A 16,456-nucleotide genomic window follows, 5' to 3' on the forward strand; every position below is an offset into this window, starting at 1 on the left:
GGGGATGTAAGCCCTAGTCGCCTTGTGTTTCAATGTATGGATGTATTTCATTGCTTTTTCAAGCCTTTACGGATCAGTTCATAAACTGCACCTGCAAAACTATAATACACTAGATGTATAATAAACATATACCTAAAGGAGGTGAAGTCAATGCTGGTCAACAAAGCATATAAATTTCGCATCTATCCAAATAAAGAACAAGAAATCCTGATTGCTAAAACTTTTGGTTGTAGTCGATTTGTGTTTAACCACTTTTTAGCAAAATGGAATGAAACCTATCAAGAAACAGGTAAAGGATTAACCTACAACGCTTGTTCTTCTCAATTGACGCAATTAAAAAAAGAATTCACTTGGTTAAAAGAAGTGGATAGCATTGCGCTTCAATCTTCACTCAAACATCTAGATGATGCGTACGATCGCTTTTTTAAAAAGCAAAACGACAAACCGCGTTTCAAGTCTAAAAAGAATCCTGTGCAATCCTATACGACTAAATACACAAATGGGAATATTGCTGTGCTAGATAAGCACATCAAGTTACCTAAACTTGGTCTTGTTCGTTTTGCAAAAAGTCGTGAAGTAGAAGGGCGCATCTTGTCTGCTACGATTAGACGAAATCCGAGCGGGAAATACTTTGTATCCATTTTGGTTGAAACTGACGTGCAAGCGTTGCCTAAAACGGGTTCAGCCGTTGGCATCGATGTTGGGTTGAAGGAATTCGCCGTTCTTTCTGATGGAACAAAATACGTCAACCCGAAATGGCTTCATAAGCTAGAAGAACAACTAGCAAAAGCACAGCGTATTCTTTCCAGACGAAAAAAAGGTGGCTCGAATTGGAATAAGCAACGAATAAAAGTTGCACGATTGCACGAAAAAATGACAAATGCACGACATGATTACTTGCACAAAATTTCCACCGAGATTGTCAAAAACCACGACATCATCGGGATGGAAGATTTGTCGGTAAGCCATATGCTAAAAAATCACAACCTTGCAAAAGCGATTCAAGAAGTATCTTGGTCAATGTTTAAAGCCATGATCGAATACAAAGCTAGATGGTATGGGAAACAAGTTGTCACCGTAGCAAAAAACTTTCCATCTAGCCAGCTTTGTTCGTGCTGTGGCTATCAAAACAAAGATGTGAAACATCTTGCTTTGCGTGAATGGGAATGTCCTGTGTGCCATACTCATCACGACCGAGATGTGAACGCAAGTATCAATATTAAAAACGAAGCGATTAGGCTTCTTAACCGCAGGAACTGTGGGGATCGCCTACTAAATAACCGAAAAAACTTTCGGTGTTCGTAGGAATCCGTTATGGCTTTAGCCTAGCGGTAGTTCAATCAGTAGAAAGGGATTCGTATGTTTCAACTTCGTTGGATTGTGACAAAGCAACAAGATGGAATGGCTGTAAGGGAATTTTTAAAAGAAAAGCATATTTCGAAAACAGCGTTGACAGACATTAAGTTTAAAGGGGGAAATATTGAAGTAAACGGTCAGCGCGTCACCGTTCGCTACGTGCTAAAAGAGGGGGATGAAGTGTGCGTATCGTTTCCGCCCGAGAAAAGAAGCGCCGACATGCTTCCAGAGCCGATTCCGCTTTCAATTGTGTATGAAGACGATGATGTTGTCGTCATCAATAAACCGCCCGGTATGTCAACGATTCCGTCCCGTGAACATCCGCGCGGCACGTTAGCGAACGCCCTGTTGTTTCATTACGAACAGCAAAACTTGCAAACGACTGTGCATGTCGTCACAAGATTAGACCGTGATACGTCCGGGCTTGTGCTTGTCGCCAAACATCGCCACGTGCATCATATATTGAGTGAACAACAAAAACAAGGGCGGGTAAAGCGTCGGTATGAAGCGATTTGCCACGGGTACGTCACCCCGTCTGTCGGGACGATTGATGCTCCTATTGGGAGAAAAAGCGACAGCATCATCGAACGGGAAGTGCGAGCGGATGGTCAGCGTGCGGTGACGCATTATGAAGTATTGCAATATAAAAACGATATGACGCACGTGTCGATTCAATTAGAAACGGGGCGGACGCATCAAATTCGCGTCCATTTTTCGTACATTGGCCATCCGCTCGTTGGCGATGATTTGTACGGCGGCTTGCGCAAGCGCATGCAAAGGCAAGCGTTGCATAGCTGTGAGCTGACGTTTGTTCATCCTTTTCTTGAAAAGACAATGACGTTTCACGCGCCGCTTCCAGACGATATGGCGAGCTTGCTTTAGTCAAATGAACGAAATTTTTCAGCGACATATGGCATCGTCGATGAAACAGAGACCGTTTCCATTTCTGGATAGCGAAGCGCTGTTAGCTGTCCGCCGAATACGCAGCCGGTGTCGATGTTGACGGTGTTGTTGAGCCAGCGCGGTTTTTTCACAGGTGTATGCCCATATACGATAAGCGCGTCGCCGCGGTAATGTTTTGCCCAATCGCGTCGAACGGGGGAGCCGTCTGAATGTTTTTCGCCTGTAATGTCGCCGTATAAAACGAACGTTTTTACTTTTTGATGGAATTTTCCGATGTAATCTGCGCGAATGCCAGCATGGGCAACGATTAGTTTTCCACCATCTAAGACGGCATAAAGGGGCGCTTGTTCGTACAGTGTCATAAACTGCGTACGAAGGCGCTCTTTCGTTTTCTCATCTGCTTGTTCCCACTCCGCTACCGTCGTTTCAAGCCCGTGCGTAATTTGTACGTTTCGACCGAGAAAAAAACGATATAGCTTGTCGCAGTGGTTGCCCGGAACGTACACCGCTTTATTTTGTTGAACGAGCGCAATGACGGTGTCAATCACTCGTAATGACTGCGGACCGCGATCGGCTAAATCGCCGACGAACGCAAGCTTTCGTCCGTTCGGATGAATCGGGACATCATTTTCCCATACGTAGCCAAGCTTTTTTGTTAATAACATGAATTCGTGAAAACAGCCGTGAATATCTCCGATAATGTCGTATATCATCTATTGATCTTCCCTTTTTTACTATTCATTATGTACAACAAATCCCCAGGGCAATACGCGCTGGGGACTACTCATTTTTTTGCCAAAAGATTTTTGGATCATATTCCGTAATTGTCATTTTATCGTTATAAATACTTACTTGAATAAGTCGATCATCCTTACTAAACATATAACGATTTTCACCAATCTTCTTTATCGCTTCTTCATCTTTCCAACCCTCATTCACAATTATCTGATAGAAAGGATGAGACGGTATTAAGTCAGGTGACATAGGCTCTTTTAATTGGAACATAGCTTGTTCGATAAAGACAGGATGTACCTTACTTTTATCGCTATCTATTTTTATAACTTTTGCTCCTTCAGGAATTGGAAATCCATTATACATAGGGATTTCTTTTTTATTGCATCCTATCAACAAACTTAACAAGATAAATAACAGTATACACTTCTTCAATGTTTTCTCCTCACTTTAAACTTCACTAATTAGAATACCAGTAATCATTTGTTTGAATAAAGTAATGTTTTGCTAATGAATTGACTGATTTCCAAGGGCGGTTATAGTCACTTGGAGTATGTTGAGCAGTCAAAGGTTCTCCGTTGCTATCATAATTCACTACAATAGAAAGGTGATCGAAATAACCATCGTTGTCAAAGTCATATCCAACAAAATTGTAGGTAAGTTGAGATTTGGAGATTGTTCATCGGAGTAGTCCATTTCATCTTCGAATTTGTAGTCAACTAATAAATATGAATCGTTTCTTTTGTTTTCGTTAAAAGAGAAAACAAACTCATGTGTTCTTGTCTCTAGCCATGGATGTTCCTCCATCTGTTTTTTATTTTTGTACTGGTAGTATTTAGCTACCTCCACACGTAAGCTCAATTTGATTGTGTCATTCATTTTATCTATTTGTATATCATCTACGTTTAAAATTTCTATTTTCTTGTAGGATGCACCTAGTTCGTTTATATAATTTTTATCTCTCGTTATAATATTTTCTAATCTTAATTGCGAATTAGTGTTTTTCAGTTGAAGTATTTCACTTTCTTCTTGTTGTTGAGAAATAAGAGAGTTGTATCTTTTTTCAATAACTTTTAAAGCTTCTTGAACAACTTTATTTTTCTCTTGCTCACTTATATTGTTATGGGCTAAAGTAGTAGAAAGAGGAAGAATGAAAAAGAAAAGCAAAACAGAGAGAGTTGAGATGAAAATATTTCTCATATAGAAACCTCCTTTTTTTCTGAAAGAAAATTTTATAAATCAAGAATAATTTTAACATGTAAGTAAAAATTATTTCAATAGGGATTATTTACCGTAATTATGGTAGTACGTCGTCTTATATGTGAGAGGAGACGAGATGTGAAAAACAATAGGGGAGGTGACAAAGTCTAAACCTCCCCTATTGTTCCGTTGAAAACATAAATTTTTGTGTGCGAGAACGGACGTTTAGGACGAGCCCAACCGCAAGCATGTATGTTGCGAGCGAGCTTCCACCGTAGCTGACGAACGGAAGCGGAAGTCCGGTAATTGGAAGCAACCCGATCGTCATGCCGACGTTTTGGAACACTTGGAACGTGATCATGCCGATGACACCGGCGCATAAATAGCTTCCGAACGGATCGTGGCACTCTAATGCGATTTGAATCATACGATAAATAAGCAAGAAAAAGAGGGAGACGACGAAGCTCGCTCCGATAAAGCCGAATTGTTCTCCGATAATGCTAAAAATAAAGTCGGTATGCGACTCTGGTAAATAGACGTCTAAGTTTTTATATCCTTTTCCATATAATTCCCCAGATCCGATCGCAAGTAGCGATTTAATAAGCTGAAACCCTTGATCGCTTGAATATTCGTATGGATTCAACCAGCCGTAAAAACGGTTTAATTGATATTGTTGAATTTTTAACACATCAGGGAAATATAAAAACGCCACGATAAAAGCTGTTGCCCCAAGTATAGCTACACCAGCAATTGACGCAATAATGCGCAAGCGAATACCTGAAACGAGAATGAGCGAGGCGGCAATCGCCATAAATACCATTGACATTCCCATATCTGGCTGACGGGCAAGTAAAAATAGCGGCGGCAGTAGCGCTAAGCCGATTTTTCCGAGCAACTTAAAGTCGTCTTGCACCGTTGGGTCGCTGTATTTTTCACGATGGTTGACGATCATGCGGCTAATGACGATAATCATAAAAATTTTCATTAGCTCAGAAGGTTGGAAGTTACCTCCGGGAAGGCTGTACCAACTCGTTGCCCCTTTAATCGTTAATGTACCCGGAACGTTTAATTCTAATCCGAGTAACAGGAGCATGCCAAAGCCATACAAATACCAAGCGATTTTAAACAGCCGGTCGTAATCGATAAGCATCGTCACCGCAATGACGATAGCACCGACGCCGTACCACATGAGCTGCTTTTGGGCAAAGTTAATATGTTGAAGTTTGACAGGAAGCGTCTCCCGCGCACTTTCGATAGCGACGGCGCTCACGATCGCGATTAAAAATAAAATAAACAATAAGTGATAATCTATTTTCGTTTGTACTGTTTTTTCGTTTTCCATTGCCGTTCCCCCTGTTTGGTGATGCACTATCATTTTACATGGTTGCTTGCAAGTTGGCAAAGATTCACGCATAATAAAAAAGCGACGTTTGTCGAAAGGAGGCAGAATTATATGGAACATATCGTACAAGCGCTGTACGACGAACAGATGGAACAATTTCGGCAGCACTTTTTAAAACTGCATCCGTATGATCAAGCTAAGTTTTACATTAAGCAAAGCCCAGAAGTAAGAAAGCGAATGTACGAATATTTATCGCCAGCTGAGATGGCAGAAATATTTGATCATCTCGACATTGAAGAAGAGGAATATAAAACATACTTATCTGAAATGGATCCGCTTTTTGTTGCGCAAATGCTAGGGCACATGTATGCGGATAACGCCGCGGATATATTGAGTGAACTTGATAAAAAAGAAGTGGCAAACTATTTAACGATTATGGATAATGAAGCTGCGAAAGATATTCAAGGGTTGCTTCATTATAAAGAATATACGGCCGGAAGCATTATGACAACGGAATATATCGCCATCCATGCCAATCAAACGGTGCGTTCGGCGATGCAAATTTTAAAAAAAGAAGCGGCGCATGCGGAAACGATTTATTACATTTATGTCGTCAATGAACAGCATCAGCTCGTTGGCGTGTTATCGTTGCGCGAGTTGTTGACGTCTGACGACGATGCGATGATTGCCGACATGATGAACGATCGCGTCGTTTCGGTGTTCGTCGACGAAGACCAAGAGGAAGTTGCTAGAAAAATGCAAAATTACAACTTTTTATCTCTTCCTGTCGTTGATGCAAACAATCATTTGCTCGGGATTATTACCGTTGATGATATCGTAGACGTTATTTCCGAAGAAGCGACAGACGACTATTCAAAGCTAGCAGGGGTTCCGGATGTCGACATTCAGTACAATCCGTTTGAAGCGGCGAAAAAGCGGTTGCCATGGCTCATTATTTTATTGTTTTTAGGCATGATGACGGCCAATTTAATTAGCCGTTTTGAAGATACGCTACAAAAAGTGGCGATTTTAGCCGTCTTTATTCCGCTCATTGCCGGTATGTCGGGAAATACAGGAACGCAGTCGTTAGCCGTTGCTGTGCGCCGTCTTGCGATGGGGGATTTAGAAAAAGAAGGAAAATGGAGCATGTTGGGACGCGAAGCATTGACAGGTTTGTTGATCGGCTTATCGTGCGGTCTCATTATTACCATCGTCGTGTACGTATGGAAGCAACAGTTTTTCTTAGGGGTTCTCGTCGGATTAGCTTTATTTGCGACGTTAACGGTCGCGACAGTCGCCGGGGCGCTTATTCCGCTTTTTATGCATAAATTGCGCATCGATCCAGCGGTCGCTTCTGGGCCGTTTATTACAACACTTAACGATTTAATTAGCATTCTTATTTATTTCGGCTTAGCGACAATGTTCATGGACTATTTATTATAAATTCCCTATTTCAAAGTAGGGAATTTTTTGTTATAATGATATTAATACTAGGTTCTAATAACAAATCATAAAAATAAGGGGATGAACGAATATGCAATTATCGTTACATGGGAAAACGTATGTCGTCATGGGTGTCGCAAATAAACGAAGCATCGCTTGGGGCATTGCGCGTGCGCTTCATGCAGCCGGGGCGCGATTAATTTTTACATATGCAGGCGAGCGTTTTGAAAATGAAGTGAAAAAATTAGTCGCGACGTTAGAAGATGACACAGCTCTTGTGTTACCGTGCGATGTGACGAAAGATGAAGAAATTGAAGCGTGCTTTGCGCAAATAAAAGAACAAGTAGGCGTCATTCACGGCATTGCGCATTGTATCGCGTTTGCGAATAAAGAGCATTTAGAAGGCGAATATATGAACGTGGATCGCGAAGGATTTTTGCTGGCGCACAACATTAGCGCATATTCATTAACAGCTGTGGCGAAAGCGGCGAAAGAGTTAATGACGGAAGGCGGAAGCATCGTCACGTTAACGTATTTAGGAGGCGAGCGCGTCGTGCAAAACTACAACGTCATGGGTGTGGCAAAAGCATCGTTAGAAGCGAGCGTGAAATATTTAGCGAACGACTTAGGGAAATACGGCATTCGCGTCAACGCCATTTCCGCAGGTCCAATTCGCACGTTATCTGCGAAAGGTGTCGGCGATTTTAACTCGATTTTAAAAGAAATTGAAGAGCGTGCACCACTACGTCGCACAACGACACAAGAAGAAGTTGGCGACACAGCCTTATTTTTATTTAGCGACTTATCGCGCGGCGTGACTGGAGAAATTATCCACGTCGACTCTGGCTACCATATTTTAGCGCGCTAATTTGAAAGCTGTTTGGCATTTGCCGAACAGCTTTTTTCAGTAAAGGTAACATGTTGTTACTGTTTTAAAGTGTTTGTTACATTTTTTAGATTTTGTTCTTCGTTTTGGCTCTTCACCAAAAGTTGTACTTGATTTTTTAACACACTCTACCGATGCTTGTGAGGAAGAAGCAGTAAACCAATGATTTCTGTACATTTTTGTTCAAGAAAGCGTATCACTTGTCAAGTACATGTTGTGGTGATGAACCTTCGTTTTTCCATATTTCTTTATTTTTATAACTGATTAAACCGCTTATGATATAACATAATGCAGATGTATAAAATGCAGAGGTAATACCGTACGTATCCGCTATAAAACTTAATAGTAATGTAGACACTCCAAATGTAATCGTGCTGATTACTCCTTGAACCGCAAACACATTAGGTAGTAAATGTGGCTCTGTATTTTTTTGCAGAATTGTTTGTAGGGATACGAATCTAAATTGTTCTGTTATCCCATATATCATAGACCAAAATAAAGATAACCATGCGTATTGTTCATTTCCAAATAGAAAAGTTACAGTTGCTATAATAAATGGAGTGGATAGTACAATCGTTTGCTGGCTAGCTTCGATGAATTTATTAAATTTTATGATTAAAAACCCACCTATAACCATTCCACCGAAGAAAATAGAATTAATATACCCCCACCATTCCTCTCCTAAATGCAATTGCTCTTTGACGTATACATAAAGTATTGCTGAAATCCAAACACCATTCCCGACTCCCTCAAACAAAGTCATAAAACTTATAGATTTGGAATGTTGATTTGTGAATGTATATTTCCATCCTATGCTCATAGATGATGGAACTTTCTTTGTACCTTTTCGATTAACATTTTCTCGCTTACTTGTTTCTTCTATGTTGAGAAGGAACATAAAAAAGCATGAAATCATGTAAAGTAACAAAGTCATGTTGATCAAAAAAGCTGGAGATAGAAAGGCTATGATTAAACTACCAATAGGCCATGCGCTTAGCTTGATAAATTGATCTAACGTGTTTAACATACTGTTTGCTTTTAAAATTTCTTCCCTCTTAACTAGTAAAGGGATTAACGAGCTTTTAATAGGGTTACTTATCCCATCAAAAAAACTAATGCATAATACAACCGTGTAAATGAGCCAAACATTACTTACTATATTCATGTTTATATAAATACATAAAATCATTAATAATATTGTTTTAAACATTTGCCCATAAGCTAATATAATCTTCAATTTAAATTTTTCGAAAAAAATAGGAGCAATTATCCCACTAATAGAAAGCGACAATGTAACTAAAAATGTAACGAATGCTGTAGCCATGCTTTTTGATGTTAGATGGTAAAGATACGTGATTAATGAAACGATATAAAAGACATCTCCAAAATTAGCAAAAGATTGACCTATCCAAAAGAAATGAAACATCTTATTTCTCATTGAATTTCCTCTTTTCTATATATTTTTTGTAATCATGTTCTATTGCTTATTATGAATTCACATTGTTTGACACCTCTAAATTCATATTTTCAGAAATAAAAAAACTTTCTTTTTTGTTTTTTTTTTTTGCTAATATTCAAATATGATGGTTTTGTTAAAATTTATATTAGAGAAGGAGGTGTTTATATAATCCAATTTTACCTTATTTTATATTTTTTTCAAATGAATCGAAATTAAAGTCGTAGTCACTGGGAAGCTAATTTCATTTTTAAAGGTGATGATAAGATGTAAAAAGAAGTAGCATATTGGAAGACTTTTAGTGAGTGGAAAATCTTTTCGAGTATTTTTTAATATTAGGAGGTTTATAAATGACTGAAAAACATGTTCGTAATATTAAACGTTATGTTGATCATTATTTGAAAGGGAATGCTCAAATGTCTGTGGTTGTTCAACCACTTAGAATGCAAATTCATTTAGACAAGTAAAAATTTTTATTACAAGTTACAATAGAAAGGGGAACATCTCCTTTCTATTGTATTCAGTCAAAGGGGAGTTTTTACAATGATACAATCGCGCGCAAAGGTTACTTTTCCTTTTTTAAGTAAATCACATATCATTAACAATATCGACATTTTAAGTAATTATGTTGAACAGGAACATAATAAACGTTTATCTACAGACGTCACTTTAAAGGAAATGTATTTTGAATCCATAAATTATCTACAAGATGTCCCAGTTCCTTATTCCAATGAAAGAATTTATGTTACCTACTACGATAGAATGTTACAAGATAAATTACTAGAGCTAGGTATGATCGATAAAGAAGACTTGAAAGACGAAAAGCATATTTATTCTTTTGAGGAGCAGCAGATTATTAGTGATAGGATTGAAAAAGCTCTCAAATTGATACAAATATTGCATAAAGACTTATATGATCTAATTCATGTTCTTATAGGAACGTTTTTAATTTTAAAAAAAGATCTGTTTGGTGGAGGATCGGTTTCAAATGTTATGGGGCTAGTATGGTTAAATCCTCAACCAAATTGGTCGATTATAGAGTATGCTGAAGCAATTTATCACGAATTTATTCATCAAAGCATTTTCTTAGATGATATGATTAACTGCATGTTTCCGAATGCAAACGATTGTGCTGAGGAAAGTGCACTTGTGACCTCAACTATTTTAAGAATGAAAAGACCATTGGATAGGGCATACCATGCCGCCGGTGTTGCTATAGGAATTATGCATCTGTACCATCTATTTAATGACTATAAAAATTCTATGAAATATATGGATGACCTAAGGAAGACTGTTGGGGAAATTGAGGAAAGGACGAAATTTTTAGGAGAACAAGGTTTGAAAACATTGAAAATTATGCGTTCATTCATCGATAATCCGAACTTTGATGACATTTCATTTTCTTTAAGTAATTAAAACTTATGAGATTCCGAAGCAATGAAGCATTAGATATGAATGCCCCTCTCCTTTTGCGCATATAGTAGTCGTAAAAAGGAGGGGTGTGGGAATGAAAAAGCATGTGGAAAACGCACCGTTGTTGTATATCGTTCAGCCGAATTTAGGGCCGAAAACGTGCTATATGCAACAGACGTTTCGGACAAAAAAAGAAAAGCCGTCGTATCCACCGCCATCGTTTGCAAACTTTCGCGACATGGATACGATCGAGCGCATTGAGTTTTTAGCGACGCTGCCAAATGAGCTTCGGCCGGTGACGTGCGAATTAAAAACGAAAAATCGAACGTATGAAGGGATTATTCAAAAATGTGATAGTAAAAAAGTGTTTTTTACATTCAGCGGGGAGGAAAAGACGATTACGATCCCGCTAGAACATATCGTATCCGTATCGCTTATTGGCAAATCGTAACGTACAAACGTTCAAGCTGCTCGGCTGTGTTTGCGAATGAAAACGTCGTTTCTGCCCGTTTTCGTCCTTCGCGAGCAAGTGCGAGCGCTTTTTCTTTATTGCAAAGCAATTCATTAATCGCGTTGGCGAACGCTTTCGGTGATGAGTAGTCGTCAATGACGATTCCGTTGACGTCCTGCTCAATGATTTCACCATTTCCCCCACGATTTGTCGTAATGATCGGCACGCCAGCAGCCATCGCTTCGTAATGGACGCGAGCGAGCGGCTCATGCCATTGCGAGCTACAGACGAACAGATCGCCCATCGCCAATATGCGCGGGATGTGTTCGGAAGGGATGTAGTTTGTAAATAAAATGCGGTCTTTGTAAGAGTGAGCGAGCTTGTGCAGGAAGTGCACGTAACCGTTCGGGCGGTTGTCGCTAAACCATTTTCCTCCGACGATGACGAGTTTCGCACGCGGATGGTCGGCTAGCACGTCATTCATGCTTTCTATTAATACGTGCACCCCTTTTGCTCGACTTAATCGGCCGATAAATAAAATGACGTCATCTCCTTCCAAACGAAAGCGTTGGCGCATGTCGGCGCGCACTTGTTTTCCTTCCTCCGTCCATGGTGGTGTGTACGGTGTAATGTCAACGCCAGAGTAGACGACTTGAACGAGATCGTCCGGCACATCGTATCGGTTCGTGATGGTGCGTTTCATGTACGCGCTGACGGTTGTGATGAGATCCACTTCAGCCAGCACGCGTTCAGCTACGTCACGTTTCATTTTTAGCGGCGAAAACATATCGTTATGCAAGCTCGTGACGAAGCGGCTTGCGTGGGCCACTTGTTTGTACTGTAAAACGTTTGCTGGGCGGTTAAACACATGAACGACGTCAAACGTTCGTTTGCTTAATTCGTTTGCGACATCGTGTTCGTACCGTTCGTTTGGCACGCGTACGTATTCGATGCCGTGACGCCGTTCGTATGTGGGAAGCGACGGGTCTGTAATCGAAAAAATCGTAAGATCATGTTTAGCGGCAAGAAATGGGGCGATGCCATCAATCATCAGTTGAATGGCTCCACCTTTCACCGCTGGGGACGGCAGCTTTTCTGTACAAATGAATGCGATGCGCATTATGACCCCCCGTAAAGCGAGCGAATGTATTGGACTTCATGACGCAATCCTTCTTGCAATGGCGTCGCTGGATTGTATGAAAGCAGGCGTTCGGCTTTTGAAATGTCCGCCCACGTATGTTTCGGCTCGCCGATCGCTTTATTCATATATTGTTTGTTTGCTCGTTTTCCGATCATCTCTTCGAGCATAGCGATGACGTCGTTTAGCGAAGCTCGTTCTTTCCCGCCGATATTGAACGTTTCCCCGATCGCTTTTTCGTTGCCAAGGACGGCGAGCGTGCCGTTGACACAGTCGGAAATGTACGTAAAATCGCGCGTTTGTGTGCCGTCTCCGAAAATCGTGATTGGCTCATCAAACAACATTTGGCGAATGAAGCGATGAAAGGCCATATCTGGCCGTTGGCGCGGACCGTACACCGTAAAGTAGCGCAAAATGGTCGTCGGCACATGAAACTCCGAATGATATACGCGGCATAAATGTTCCCCAGCTAATTTCGTAATGCCGTATGGCGAAAGAGGGGTCGGGGTCATATGTTCGGCGACGCGCCCGTCTTTTTCACCGTAAACGGACGATGTGGACGTATAAATGAACTGTTTTGGTCGATGTTGTTTGCACGCCTCAAGCAAACGTTGCGTCGCTACGATGTTGTTTGTCGTGTACAAATCAAACGTCGTTCCCCAGCTTGTGCGTACGCCCGGCATGCCAGCAAAATGATAAATGACATCGACTTGTTTCATGATGTCAACGAGTGGCAACGATAAAAGATCGCCTTCGATCCATGTAAAACGGTTGTGTTTTTTTAACATGTCGATCGTTTTTTCTTTCCATCGTTTTGGCGTCGGACCGGTGAAACAGTCGATGCCGATGACGTGATGGTGCTGTAACAACGCTTCGCATACGTGCGAACCGATAAAGCCAGCCGCCCCTGTGACAAGTATATTCATCCGCGCCCCACCCCCACATAGGTCAGTCCTGCTTGAATGATGTCGTTGCGCGGTAAGCTATTTCGCCCGTCGACGACGACGTTTCCGCTCATCGTTTGTCTCACTTGTTCCCAGTTTAACTGTTTATACGCATCCCAATCGGTCGCAACGATGACCGCATCCGCTTGTTGGAGCGCTTCATCGATCGTTTTTGTTTGCTTGATGTCCATGCCGTTTGGGAGGACGGCTTTTGGGTCGTGTGCCACGACATGAGCGCCAAGGTTGTGCAATGCTTTGATGAGAGATACGGCAGGCGACTCGCGAATATCGTCTGTATTCGGTTTAAAGGCGATGCCAAGGACGGCTATACGTTTATCGGAAAGCGTGCCTAACGTCCGCTTTATTTTTTGAACGTACCAATAAAACTGTGTGTCGTTAATCGTTTTTGTTGCTTCTATCATGTACGGGCGCACCGCTTTTTCATACGCCATTTGTTGTAGGGCGGCGACATCTTTCGGGAAACAAGATCCGCCATATCCGATGCCTGCTTGTAAAAAGTGTGGGCCGATTCGTCCATCAAGTCCGATGCCTTTCGCGACGTGAGCGACATCGACGTCGTACGCTTCGCAAAGGCGCGCCATTTCGTTTATGAACGAAATTTTCATCGCTAAAAAGGCGTTGGCGGCGTATTTAATCATTTCCGCACCGCTTAAACTTGTCACGACGTATGGGGCATGAATACGTGCGTATAACGTCTGCATAACAGAAAGGGAACGATCATCATCGTCACGTAAACCGACGACGATCCGGTCGGGATAGAGGGAATCGAAAATGGCTGACCCTTCCCGTAAAAATTCGGGGTTAGAGACGACGCGTACGTTTTTTCCTTCTTTTGTTAGCCGCTCGTATATGCGTTCGTTCGTGCCGATCGGAACGGTGCTTTTTATGACGAGCGTTTGTTGGTCGTGTAAATGAGGAAGAAGCGCAGCGACGGCACGGTTGACGTATGACACGTCCGATTTTCCGTTGTTGTCGGGCGGTGTGCCGACGCAAATAAATATGACATCGGCTTCGTGTATATGTTTTTGTCCGTCACGATGGAAAAAAAGCCGACTTTTATGGTCGGTGAGCAGCTCGGCTAAACCAGGTTCATAAATAGGAACGTCTCCACGTGTTAAGGCGGCAATTTTTTGTTCATTTTCATCTACGCAATGGACGGTATGACCAAGTTTAGCAATTACTGCAGCTGTCGTTAGTCCAACATAGCCAGCGCCGATAATTAAAACGTTCATATGTTCACTTCCTTTATTCGTCGTCCTCTTCTTTTTCATTTGTTCCGATTGTCATTGTTGTTTGTTCAGCCGCTGCGACGAGAGCATCGGAAGGAAACTCGATCGCTACAATATTGCGGCAATGAATCGTTATCGTTTCACCACCATGTTCGTAAAAGCGGTCGATGTGGAGCGTCACTTCATTTGTCATTTTGTTTACTGCAGCGAGCTGGGCGTGATAATACGTTTGATTGTTCGTATGCACGTGCAGCTCTGTTCCTTCGGCAAGGGAAAGCAATGTCGAGCATATGTCGTTTATTTGTTTTCTTTTTGCTAAAAAGTCTTTGCTGAAAAAAATGCGATACATTCGTTCCACTCCTTTCTTCGTCTATCTCATTGCATTATATGTACGGAAAGGAAAAGGGGAATGGGCGGTTTGCCGACATTTTTTCATCGTATGTCACATACAGTAGAGCGAGGAGGCGAGAAAGATGGATGCGTTTCACTTTTTTCTTTTATGTATTGCTTCGTTTCGCTTGACGCGCCTCATTGTATATGACCGCATTACGTCGTTTTTGCGCGCGCCATTTCATGATGAAGTTGAACAAGATGGAGAAACGTATATCGTCATAAAAGGAACGGGAATACGGAAATGGATCGGAGAACTGTTAAGCTGTCATTGGTGTACAGGGGTATGGTGCGCAGCGGCGTTGTACGTTGGCGTGATGTTCGCCCCGTACATTGTCATGCCGTTTGTGTGGATATTAGCGATTGCGGGAGGTGCTTCGCTCATCGAAATCGTTGTCCAACAATGGAGCAAATAAAAAAGCGGGCGGATGCCTGCTTATTTGTTGATCACGATATGATTGAAAGATGATACCCCTTGTTTCAGCTGGCGGAAATAAACGAACGCTTCTACAACGATCGTATGGAATACGCGCAATTCGAAAGAGGAAAAGCGCAGTTGTTCGTTCGGTAACAGCGTCGTTTGCTCGGTCGGTTTGAGCCAATATTCTCCGTCTTTCACTTTTTGCCGCCAATCGTCGATCGCAAACGTCCAACCGCCTTCTTCTTGCAGTTGTCGAAAGGAAAATTTTCCACTTAATTGCGCATGCTCGGGAGGGCGGAGGCGAAGGCAAATGATCGGGTCATTTAGCGGCGTATTGCCGCTATTTTCGATGATGAAATCGCCGATCACCGTCACATGTTCGTCTTTTTCTTCAGGAATCATCGTCGCGTACGCAAAATAGGCGTGGGCGCGCTCTTTCTTTTCCTCTTTTTTTCGCTTTTTTTCTTGTTCGAGCGCCACTTCGTAAAACAGAAGCTGTTGTTCGAGTTTTTCGATCGTTTGTTCACATTCATCCATTTGTTCAAGCTGTTTTTGCAAATAATGATTGCGCAATTGCTCGCGTTTTAGTTCGGTTTCAGCAAGCTGCAAAAGTTGTTTATATTTGGCCACTTCCGAGCGATAATGAATAACTTTTTGTTGCAGTTGAATATGTTGGTTGTTCATCTCCTCCCCCCTATAAGCATTCTGGGCATCCTTGCCAACCATTTGGAGTCATGTGACTTGGTTGAACGATAAGCATCGAGACCAACATTCTTTTCGTCATTTTATGCCATCCTCTCTTTTTGTTGTTTCAATATTCATTTTATTTTATCATATGTCATATATACCAAAATAAAGGTCAACAACCCAATGACTAAAGTCATGGGCTTGTAAGCCCCATGTTGACCAGACCAAGGCTTGAAACAGAGCCTACGTTATAGATGTCATGACACGTTCGGGTGCTTCTCCAGCCCATTCCTCTGTCGTGCAAGATTAAACAAGCGTGGTGGGTAGCGCTAGTGTCTTGCACATAACAAGCATCTATAACATGGTCGAGGAGAATATGACCTGCTTTATGCAGAGGAAAGGGGAGAACCCTATGGTTTTTGTGTTAGACACAAACAAACGTCC

The 16,456-nt window shown here is 41.7% G+C and carries 18 protein-coding genes; 7 read left to right on the plus strand and 11 right to left on the minus strand.

Going from position 1 to position 16,456, the window contains the following annotated elements:
• Positions 1-150: 150 nt before the first annotated feature.
• Together tnpB and BM213_RS05210 are read left to right on the plus strand one after the other, a co-directional pair.
• Positions 151-1,305: an IS200/IS605 family element RNA-guided endonuclease TnpB gene (gene tnpB / locus BM213_RS05205; protein ID WP_091701698.1), complete on the plus strand. Its 1,155-nt coding sequence runs from the start codon at positions 151-153 to the stop codon at positions 1,303-1,305.
• A gap of 54 nt (positions 1,306-1,359) precedes the next feature.
• Entirely contained in the window at positions 1,360-2,238 is an 879-nt protein-coding gene (locus BM213_RS05210; RefSeq protein WP_091701701.1) for an RluA family pseudouridine synthase, read from the plus strand.
• Here the strand turns inward: BM213_RS05210 and prpE are convergent.
• The 5 genes from prpE to BM213_RS05230 all read right to left on the minus strand — a co-directional run bounded on the left by prpE (position 2,235) and on the right by BM213_RS05230 (position 5,533).
• Positions 2,235-2,972 (minus strand): bis(5'-nucleosyl)-tetraphosphatase PrpE, encoded by a 738-nt coding sequence (gene prpE, locus BM213_RS05215; RefSeq protein ID WP_091701704.1) that lies wholly within the window; start codon positions 2,970-2,972, stop codon positions 2,235-2,237. The genes BM213_RS05210 and prpE overlap by 4 nt on opposite strands.
• 67 nt (positions 2,973-3,039) lie before the next feature.
• On the minus strand, positions 3,040-3,426 hold the full coding sequence (locus BM213_RS05220) for a hypothetical protein (protein WP_042894268.1): 387 nt from the start codon (positions 3,424-3,426) through the stop codon (positions 3,040-3,042).
• A gap of 25 nt (positions 3,427-3,451) precedes the next feature.
• Positions 3,452-3,586: a hypothetical protein gene (locus BM213_RS14900; protein WP_244149193.1), complete on the minus strand. Its 135-nt coding sequence runs from the start codon at positions 3,584-3,586 to the stop codon at positions 3,452-3,454.
• The gene (locus tag BM213_RS14905; protein WP_244149194.1) at positions 3,586-4,191 is read right to left on the minus strand and encodes a hypothetical protein; all 606 of its coding nucleotides are present in this window, start codon (positions 4,189-4,191) and stop codon (positions 3,586-3,588) included. The genes BM213_RS14900 and BM213_RS14905 overlap by 1 nt, the downstream gene beginning before the upstream one ends.
• Before the next feature lie 178 nt (positions 4,192-4,369).
• A complete protein-coding gene (locus BM213_RS05230; protein ID WP_091701706.1) occupies positions 4,370-5,533 on the minus strand; it encodes an FtsW/RodA/SpoVE family cell cycle protein in 1,164 nt (387 codons plus the stop codon).
• A 111-nt stretch (positions 5,534-5,644) separates the two neighbouring features.
• Between BM213_RS05230 and mgtE the strand changes: the two genes are divergently transcribed.
• Positions 5,645-6,976, plus strand: a complete 1,332-nt coding sequence (gene mgtE / locus BM213_RS05235; protein WP_091701709.1) for a magnesium transporter — start codon at positions 5,645-5,647, stop codon at positions 6,974-6,976.
• 91 nt (positions 6,977-7,067) lie between these two features.
• On the plus strand, positions 7,068-7,844 hold the full coding sequence (fabI, locus tag BM213_RS05240) for an enoyl-ACP reductase FabI (RefSeq protein WP_091701711.1): 777 nt from the start codon (positions 7,068-7,070) through the stop codon (positions 7,842-7,844).
• Between the two features lie 214 nt (positions 7,845-8,058).
• On the opposite strand, the gene BM213_RS05245 is transcribed toward fabI, so the two are convergent.
• Entirely contained in the window at positions 8,059-9,300 is a 1,242-nt protein-coding gene (locus tag BM213_RS05245) for an MFS transporter (RefSeq protein WP_091701714.1), read from the minus strand.
• A 561-nt stretch (positions 9,301-9,861) separates the two neighbouring features.
• Between BM213_RS05245 and BM213_RS14910 the strand changes: the two genes are divergently transcribed.
• Together BM213_RS14910 and BM213_RS05255 are read left to right on the plus strand one after the other, a co-directional pair.
• On the plus strand, positions 9,862-10,734 hold the full coding sequence (locus BM213_RS14910; protein ID WP_244149195.1) for an aKG-HExxH-type peptide beta-hydroxylase: 873 nt from the start codon (positions 9,862-9,864) through the stop codon (positions 10,732-10,734).
• Between the two features lie 91 nt (positions 10,735-10,825).
• The gene (locus tag BM213_RS05255; protein ID WP_003395351.1) at positions 10,826-11,182 is read left to right on the plus strand and encodes a CotO family spore coat protein; all 357 of its coding nucleotides are present in this window, start codon (positions 10,826-10,828) and stop codon (positions 11,180-11,182) included.
• On the opposite strand, the gene BM213_RS05260 is transcribed toward BM213_RS05255, so the two are convergent.
• From BM213_RS05260 to BM213_RS05275, 4 genes are read right to left on the minus strand one after another with little or no spacing between them, the layout of a single operon-like run.
• Positions 11,166-12,302: a glycosyltransferase family 4 protein gene (locus BM213_RS05260; RefSeq protein ID WP_042894271.1), complete on the minus strand. Its 1,137-nt coding sequence runs from the start codon at positions 12,300-12,302 to the stop codon at positions 11,166-11,168. The two genes, BM213_RS05255 and BM213_RS05260, sit on opposite strands and share 17 nt — an antisense overlap.
• On the minus strand, positions 12,302-13,246 hold the full coding sequence (locus BM213_RS05265; protein ID WP_091701716.1) for an NAD-dependent epimerase/dehydratase family protein: 945 nt from the start codon (positions 13,244-13,246) through the stop codon (positions 12,302-12,304). Before BM213_RS05265 ends, BM213_RS05260 begins: the two co-directional genes overlap by 1 nt.
• On the minus strand, positions 13,243-14,556 hold the full coding sequence (locus BM213_RS05270) for a UDP-glucose dehydrogenase family protein (protein ID WP_425265915.1): 1,314 nt from the start codon (positions 14,554-14,556) through the stop codon (positions 13,243-13,245). The genes BM213_RS05265 and BM213_RS05270 overlap by 4 nt, the downstream gene beginning before the upstream one ends.
• Positions 14,531-14,863: a hypothetical protein gene (locus BM213_RS05275; RefSeq protein WP_091701722.1), complete on the minus strand. Its 333-nt coding sequence runs from the start codon at positions 14,861-14,863 to the stop codon at positions 14,531-14,533. Before BM213_RS05275 ends, BM213_RS05270 begins: the two co-directional genes overlap by 26 nt.
• Before the next feature lie 124 nt (positions 14,864-14,987).
• Between BM213_RS05275 and BM213_RS05280 the strand changes: the two genes are divergently transcribed.
• A complete protein-coding gene (locus tag BM213_RS05280) occupies positions 14,988-15,320 on the plus strand; it encodes a DUF1360 domain-containing protein (protein WP_091701725.1) in 333 nt (110 codons plus the stop codon).
• 20 nt (positions 15,321-15,340) lie between these two features.
• Here the strand turns inward: BM213_RS05280 and BM213_RS05285 are convergent, their stop codons facing one another.
• Positions 15,341-16,009: a hypothetical protein gene (locus BM213_RS05285; protein ID WP_091701728.1), complete on the minus strand. Its 669-nt coding sequence runs from the start codon at positions 16,007-16,009 to the stop codon at positions 15,341-15,343.
• Between the last annotated feature and the right edge of the window lie 447 nt (positions 16,010-16,456).

It is taken from the genome of Anoxybacillus pushchinoensis (assembly GCF_900111795.1).
GTDB lineage: Bacteria > Bacillota > Bacilli > Bacillales > Anoxybacillaceae > Anoxybacillus > Anoxybacillus pushchinoensis.

What these genes read in the sequence shown, in the direction of transcription:
- BM213_RS05210 (WP_091701701.1), top strand. Translation starts at nt 1,360, where the DNA reads ATGTTTCAACTTCGTTGGATTGTGACAAAGCAACAAGATGGAATGGCT.
- BM213_RS05270 (WP_425265915.1), bottom strand. Translation starts at nt 14,556, where the DNA reads ATGAAAAAGAAGAGGACGACGAATAAAGGAAGTGAACATATGAACGTT.
- BM213_RS05230 (WP_091701706.1), bottom strand. Translation starts at nt 5,533, where the DNA reads ATGGAAAACGAAAAAACAGTACAAACGAAAATAGATTATCACTTATTG.
- BM213_RS05275 (WP_091701722.1), bottom strand. Translation starts at nt 14,863, where the DNA reads ATGTATCGCATTTTTTTCAGCAAAGACTTTTTAGCAAAAAGAAAACAA.
- BM213_RS05265 (WP_091701716.1), bottom strand. Translation starts at nt 13,246, where the DNA reads ATGAATATACTTGTCACAGGGGCGGCTGGCTTTATCGGTTCGCACGTA.
- tnpB (WP_091701698.1), top strand. Translation starts at nt 151, where the DNA reads ATGCTGGTCAACAAAGCATATAAATTTCGCATCTATCCAAATAAAGAA.
- BM213_RS05255 (WP_003395351.1), top strand. Translation starts at nt 10,826, where the DNA reads ATGAAAAAGCATGTGGAAAACGCACCGTTGTTGTATATCGTTCAGCCG.
- prpE (WP_091701704.1), bottom strand. Translation starts at nt 2,972, where the DNA reads ATGATATACGACATTATCGGAGATATTCACGGCTGTTTTCACGAATTC.
- mgtE (WP_091701709.1), top strand. Translation starts at nt 5,645, where the DNA reads ATGGAACATATCGTACAAGCGCTGTACGACGAACAGATGGAACAATTT.
- BM213_RS05260 (WP_042894271.1), bottom strand. Translation starts at nt 12,302, where the DNA reads ATGCGCATCGCATTCATTTGTACAGAAAAGCTGCCGTCCCCAGCGGTG.
- BM213_RS05280 (WP_091701725.1), top strand. Translation starts at nt 14,988, where the DNA reads ATGGATGCGTTTCACTTTTTTCTTTTATGTATTGCTTCGTTTCGCTTG.
- BM213_RS05285 (WP_091701728.1), bottom strand. Translation starts at nt 16,009, where the DNA reads ATGAACAACCAACATATTCAACTGCAACAAAAAGTTATTCATTATCGC.
- BM213_RS05245 (WP_091701714.1), bottom strand. Translation starts at nt 9,300, where the DNA reads ATGAGAAATAAGATGTTTCATTTCTTTTGGATAGGTCAATCTTTTGCT.
- BM213_RS14905 (WP_244149194.1), bottom strand. Translation starts at nt 4,191, where the DNA reads ATGAGAAATATTTTCATCTCAACTCTCTCTGTTTTGCTTTTCTTTTTC.
- fabI (WP_091701711.1), top strand. Translation starts at nt 7,068, where the DNA reads ATGCAATTATCGTTACATGGGAAAACGTATGTCGTCATGGGTGTCGCA.
- BM213_RS14910 (WP_244149195.1), top strand. Translation starts at nt 9,862, where the DNA reads ATGATACAATCGCGCGCAAAGGTTACTTTTCCTTTTTTAAGTAAATCA.